This is a genomic window from Ornithinicoccus halotolerans (assembly GCF_009602535.1).
Classification (GTDB): domain Bacteria; phylum Actinomycetota; class Actinomycetes; order Actinomycetales; family Dermatophilaceae; genus Ornithinicoccus; species Ornithinicoccus halotolerans.
Genome location: NZ_WIQI01000147.1, coordinates 1 through 5414 on the forward strand (window position 1 = coordinate 1; position 5414 = coordinate 5414).

6 protein-coding genes are annotated in these 5414 nt (G+C 73.0%); all 6 read left to right on the forward strand.

The genetic code is table 11. The features are described 5' to 3' along the window. Positions 1-440 (forward strand): FHA domain-containing protein (locus GFJ45_RS14975; protein ID WP_153398616.1); only part of this gene is annotated, 440 nt, incomplete at its 5' end. Then, positions 437-898, forward strand: coding sequence for an FHA domain-containing protein FhaB/FipA (locus tag GFJ45_RS14980; RefSeq protein ID WP_153398618.1), 462 nt, complete (start codon positions 437-439; stop codon positions 896-898). The genes GFJ45_RS14975 and GFJ45_RS14980, both read left to right, overlap by 4 nt. A 3-nt stretch (positions 899-901) precedes the next feature. Then, positions 902-2239: a PP2C family protein-serine/threonine phosphatase gene (locus GFJ45_RS14985; protein ID WP_153398620.1), complete on the forward strand. Its 1338-nt coding sequence runs from the start codon at positions 902-904 to the stop codon at positions 2237-2239. Beyond that, the gene (locus GFJ45_RS14990) at positions 2236-3630 is read left to right on the forward strand and encodes an FtsW/RodA/SpoVE family cell cycle protein (protein ID WP_153398622.1); all 1395 of its coding nucleotides are present in this window, start codon (positions 2236-2238) and stop codon (positions 3628-3630) included. Before GFJ45_RS14985 ends, GFJ45_RS14990 begins: the two co-directional genes overlap by 4 nt. After that, positions 3627-5081, forward strand: coding sequence for a peptidoglycan D,D-transpeptidase FtsI family protein (locus GFJ45_RS14995; protein ID WP_153398624.1), 1455 nt, complete (start codon positions 3627-3629; stop codon positions 5079-5081). Before GFJ45_RS14990 ends, GFJ45_RS14995 begins: the two co-directional genes overlap by 4 nt. After that, on the forward strand, positions 5078-5414 hold a 337-nt coding region (locus tag GFJ45_RS15000; RefSeq protein WP_153398626.1), incomplete at its 3' end, for a protein kinase domain-containing protein. The genes GFJ45_RS14995 and GFJ45_RS15000, both read left to right, overlap by 4 nt.

Genomic DNA, 5414 nt, shown 5'->3' on the forward strand with positions numbered 1-5414 from the left:
GCCCGGCGCACCTACGCGGGGCGGCCTCCTCCGCGACGGGCACCGGGGCCGGCCAGCAGGAAGGCGACACCGGCGACCTGAGCCGGGAGCAGCAGGAGGACCACACCCGGGAGCTGAGCGCGGCCGGCGCCGGCCGCGGCCGACCGGTCGCCTGGCTGGAGTTCGACGGCGACCGCCACGCGCTCACCGGGGCGGTCACGACGATCGGGCGGGACCAGTCGGCCACCATCGTGCTGGACGACCCGGGTGTCTCCCGCCGCCATGCCGAGGTGCGGATCCGGCAGGACGGCCCGCACGTGCAGCTGCTGGTGCGCGACCTGGACTCCACCAACGGCACCTTCGTCAACGGGGACGAGATCGGCACCGAGGAGCTCAGCGACGGCGACCGCCTGACCATCGGGCGCACCACGCTGGTGGTGCACGTGGATCGAGGCCGATGAGCGAGCTCACCCTCAACGCCATCCGACTGGGCCTGCTGGTACTCCTGTGGGCCTTCGTGTTCTCGGTCGCCGGGGCGCTGCGCGCCGACCTCTACGGCACCCGCGTCGTGTCTCGCACCTCCCGACCCGGCGAGTCGCGCCGAAGCGGCTCCCGCCGCCGGCGCGGGCCCACCCACCTCACGGTCGTCGCCGGCTCGATGCGCGGCACGTCGGTGCCGCTCAGCGAGGGCGGCCTGCTCATCGGCCGCAACCCGGAGTGCTCACTGGTGCTCAGCGACGACTTCGCCTCCGGCCGGCACCTGCGCATCCTCCCGGGTGAGGACGGTGCCTGGTACGCCGAGGACCTGGGCTCCACCAACGGCACCTACGTCGACAACCAGCGCATCCTGCGCCCCACCCGCCTCGGCCCGGGCTCGCAGGTCCGCATCGGCCAGACCGTGCTCGAGCTCCAGCGCTAACCCATGACGCTCGCGCTCCGGTACGCCGCCCGCTCCCACATCGGTCTCGGCACCAAGTCCCGCAACGAGGACTCCGCCTACGCCGGGCCGGAGCTGCTGGTCATGTGCGACGGCATGGGTGGCCACGCCGCCGGTGACGTCGCCAGCTCGCTCGTTGTCGGCGAGCTCGTCCACCTGGACGGTGAGAGCCACGGCGGGGACGACCTGCTGGCGGTGCTCGAGGAGTCGATGCTGGGCGCCAACGCCTCACTCGGTGAGGTCGCCGAGCAGACGCAGGCGCTGGAGGGCATGGGCACCACCTGCATCGCGATGCTGCGCTCGGGCAGCAAGCTCGCCGTCGCCAACGTCGGGGACTCCCGCGCCTACCTGCGCCGCGGCAACCGCGTCACCCAGATCACCAAGGACCACTCGTTCGTGCAGAAGCTGCTCGACGAGGGACGTATCGACGAGGAGGAGGCGCTGCACCACCCGCAGCGCTCCCTGGTGACCCGGGTCCTCACCGGCCGTGACGAGGACCGGCCGGACCTGTCGATGCGGGAGCTGCGGGAGGGCGACCGGCTGCTGCTGTGCACCGATGGCCTGACCGACTACGTCGCCGTCGACACGGTCGCTGACCTGCTGCGCACCGGCAGCAGCGCGGTGGAGGTGGCCAACCGGCTGCTGGAGATGGCACTGCGCGCCTCCACCCGCGACAACGTCACGGTGATCGTCGCCGACGTCGTGGCCCCCGGCGCCGGCTCCACCGACCCGCAGGTCGTGGGCGCCGCCAGCGAGCGCCGCGGCGGCGGCGACCTCTCCGCCGCGGCCACCCCGGCCGAGAAGGCCGCGGCCCTGGCCCGGGCCGTGCACGGCCCCGAGGGCGAGGCCCCCGAGCTGGCCGAGGAGAGCGACCGCCACCCGGTGCTGCGCTGGGTGCGGCGGGCCATGGTCGGGCTCGTGGTCCTCCTCGTCGTCGCGGCCGGGCTCTGGGCCACCTACGGCTGGAGCCAGCAGCAGTACTACGTCGGTGAGGCCGACGGTCAGGTCACCATCTTCCGCGGTGTCTCCCAGGACCTGGGGCCGATCGCGCTCTCGGAGCAGGAGGAGCAGACCGGCCTGCCGGTGGCCGACCTGCCGAGCTACTACCAGGACCAGGTGGCGCGCACCATCTCCACCGACAGCCGGGAGGGGGCCGACGCGCTCGTCAGCGAGCTGCGGGCCCTTGCCGCGCAGGACTGCCCGCCGGGGACCGCGCTGCCCTCGCCCGAGGCCACCGCCGGACCGGAGACGACGGCCGGGCCGACCGCGGCCCCGCAGCAGGAGGAGACCGTGGACGCCGCCGGGAGGGAGTGCGACCGGTGAGTACCGTCACCTCCGTCCGCCCACCCACCGGCCGGACCACCGAGCTCGTCCTGCTGCTGTTCGCCGTCGGCATCGTCGTGCTCGCCTACATCAACGTCGACGTCGCGGTCACCGGGGAGGTGCCCCCGGACCTGCTGGTCCATGGTCTCGGCCTGCTGGGGGTGGCGCTGGCCTTCCACCTGGTGCTGCGCTGGCGGGCCTCCTACGCCGACCCGCTGCTGCTGCCGATCGCCACCCTGCTCAACGGGCTCGGGCTGGTGATGATCCACCGGATCGACCTCGGCGAGGGACGCGACCTGACCTCCGGGGTCGCCGGGCGGCAGCTGCTGTGGACCGCGCTGGCGGTCGCCATCGCCGCCGCGGCGCTCATCCTGGTGCGCGACCACCGGCTGCTGCGCCGCTACACCTTCCTCGCGATGGCCACCGGTCTGGTCCTGCTGCTGCTGCCGATGCTGCCCATCATCGGCCAGGAGCAGTTCGGCTCCCGGCTGTGGATCGCGATCGGCCCGTTCAGCATGCAGCCCGGCGAGCTGGCCAAGATCGCGCTGGCCATCTTCTTCGCCGGCTACCTGGTCAGCACCCGCGACGCGCTGTCGCTGGTCGGCAAGCGGGTCCTCTTCCTGCAGCTGCCCCGCGGACGCGACCTCGGCCCGATCCTGGCCGCGTGGCTGATCTCGCTGCTCATCCTGGTGGGGCAGCGCGACCTCGGCTCCTCGCTGCTGTTCTTCGGGCTGTTCGTCGCCATGCTCTACATCGCCACCGAGCGGGTCAGCTGGATCGTCATCGGGCTGACCCTGTTCCTGGGCGGGGCGCTGCTGGCCTGGCAGCTGTTCAGCCACGTGCAGGTGCGCGTCAACCTCTGGCTGGACCCGTTCAGCCCCGACGCCAGCTCCGACCAGGTCGCCCGCGGCCTGATGGGCATGGCCCACGGCGGCATGGCCGGCACCGGGCTGGGGCAGGGCTACCCGTTCGAGACCTACCTGGCCAACAGCGACTACATCATCGCCAGCTTCGGCGAGGAGCTCGGCCTGGTCGGGGTGTTCTCGATCATCCTGCTCTACGCGCTGCTGGTGGAACGCGGGCTGCGCACCGCGATCGGCGCACGGGAGGGGTTCGGCAAGCTGCTGGCCGCCGGGCTGTCGTTCGCGATCGCGCTGCAGTGCTTCGTCGTCATCGGCGGCATCACCCGGGTCATCCCGCTGACCGGGCTGACGACCCCGTTCATGTCCGCCGGCGGTTCCTCGCTGCTGGCGAACTGGGTGATCCTGGCGCTGCTGCTGCGCATCAGCGACCACGCCCGCCGGCCCGCCCCGGACGGCACCGAGCGACCGCGCCGCCGTGCCACCGCCACCACCACCGCGCCGGCCACGGCCACGGGAGGTGACCGGTGAACACCCCGATCCGCCGGCTGGCCGTGCTGGTCTCGCTGATGTTCACCGCGCTGCTGGTCGCCAGCACCTGGGTGCAGTTCGTGCAGGCCGAGTCGCTGCGGGAGCGGCCGGAGAACCGCCGCACCCTGCTGGACACCTACAGCCGGGACCGTGGCGCCATCCTCCTGGACGGCACCCCGATTGCCCGGTCCGAGCCGACCGATGACCGGCTCCGCCGGATCCGCACCTACCCCGAGGGCAGCCGCTACGCCCACATCACCGGCTACTTCAGCTTCGTCTACGGCGCTGCCGGTGGGCTCGAGGGTGCCCGCAACGCCGTGCTGGCCGGCACCGCCGACGAGCTGTTCTACCGCCGCCTCGTGGACATGGCGACCGGTACCGAGCCGCAGGGCGCCTCGCTGGAGGTCACCATCGACCCGGCCGTGCAGGACGCCGCCGCCGAGGCGCTGGGCGACCGCCGTGGCGCGGTCGTGGCGGTGGACCCCCAGACCGGCGCGGTGCTGGCCATGGTCAGCCACCCCAGCTACGACCCGAACCGGCTGGCCTCCCACGGGCTGCCCCAGGTGCAGGAGGCGTGGGAGGAGCTCACCACCGACCCCGACCAGCCGCTGGTCAACCGGACCATCGGCGGCTCGCTGTACCCGCCGGGGTCGACCTTCAAGCTGGTCACCGCCGCGGCGGCGCTGGAGAACGGCTACGCACCGGAGGAGGAGCTGCACGCCCCGCTGCGGTACACGCTGCCGGGCACCACGACCGAGCTTCCCAACTTCGACGGGCGCTCCTGCGGGGACGGTGACACCGCCACCCTCGCCGAGTCGATCGAGGTCTCCTGCAACACCGCCTTCGCCTGGCTGGCCGGTGAGCTCGGTGCGGAGACGCTGGAGCAGCAGGCGCAGGACTTCGGCTTCGAGCAGTCGCTGGAGATCCCGATGCGGGTCACCCCCAGCCGCTACCCCGACGGCATCGACGACGCCCAGCTGGCGCTGACCGGGATCGGCCAGCACGACGTGCGGGTCACCCCACTGCAGGTAGCCATGGTGTCGGCGGCCCTGGCGAACGGGGGCACCGTGATGGAGCCGTACCTGGTCGAGACGGTGCGAGCCGCCGACCTGGACGTCATCGACCAGGCCGACCCCCAGGAGCTGTCGCAGGCGGTGTCGGCGGAGACGGCGGAGGCGTTGACCGAGATGATGGTCTCCGTCGTCGAGGAGGGGTCCGGGCAGGCCGCCGCCATCCCCGGCATGACCGTGGCGGGCAAGACCGGCACCGCCGAGTACGGCTCCAGCGGCGCCGCCCACGCCTGGTTCACCGGGTTCGCGCCGGCCGAGGACCCGCGGATCGCGGTCGCGGTCGTCGTCGAGAGTGCCACCGACGACTGGACCGGTGAGACCGGCGGGGACGTGGCGGCCCCGATCGCGCGAGCCGTGCTGCAGGCAGGAGCGAACCGATGAGCGAACAGCCCCGCGTGCTCGGGGGCCGCTACGAGGTCGGGGAGCTGATCGGCCGCGGCGGCATGGCCGAGGTCCACGTCGGCCACGACCTGCGGCTGGGCCGCACCGTCGCGGTGAAGATCCTGCGCACCGACCTGGCTCGGGACAGCTCGTTCCTGGCCCGCTTCCGCCGGGAGGCGCAGTCGGCCGCCGGCCTGAACCACCCGGCCATCGTGGCCGTCTACGACTCCGGGGAGCAGGAGGTCAGCGAGACCGGCGGCGCGCCGGTGCAGGTGCCCTACATCGTCATGGAGCACGTCGAGGGCCGGACGCTGCGCGAGCTGCTCAACGACG

Excerpts from the sequence above, each read along its gene's own strand:
- GFJ45_RS14980 (WP_153398618.1), top strand. The coding sequence starts at position 437 with ATGAGCGAGCTCACCCTCAACGCCATCCGACTGGGCCTGCTGGTACTC.
- GFJ45_RS14985 (WP_153398620.1), top strand. The coding sequence starts at position 902 with ATGACGCTCGCGCTCCGGTACGCCGCCCGCTCCCACATCGGTCTCGGC.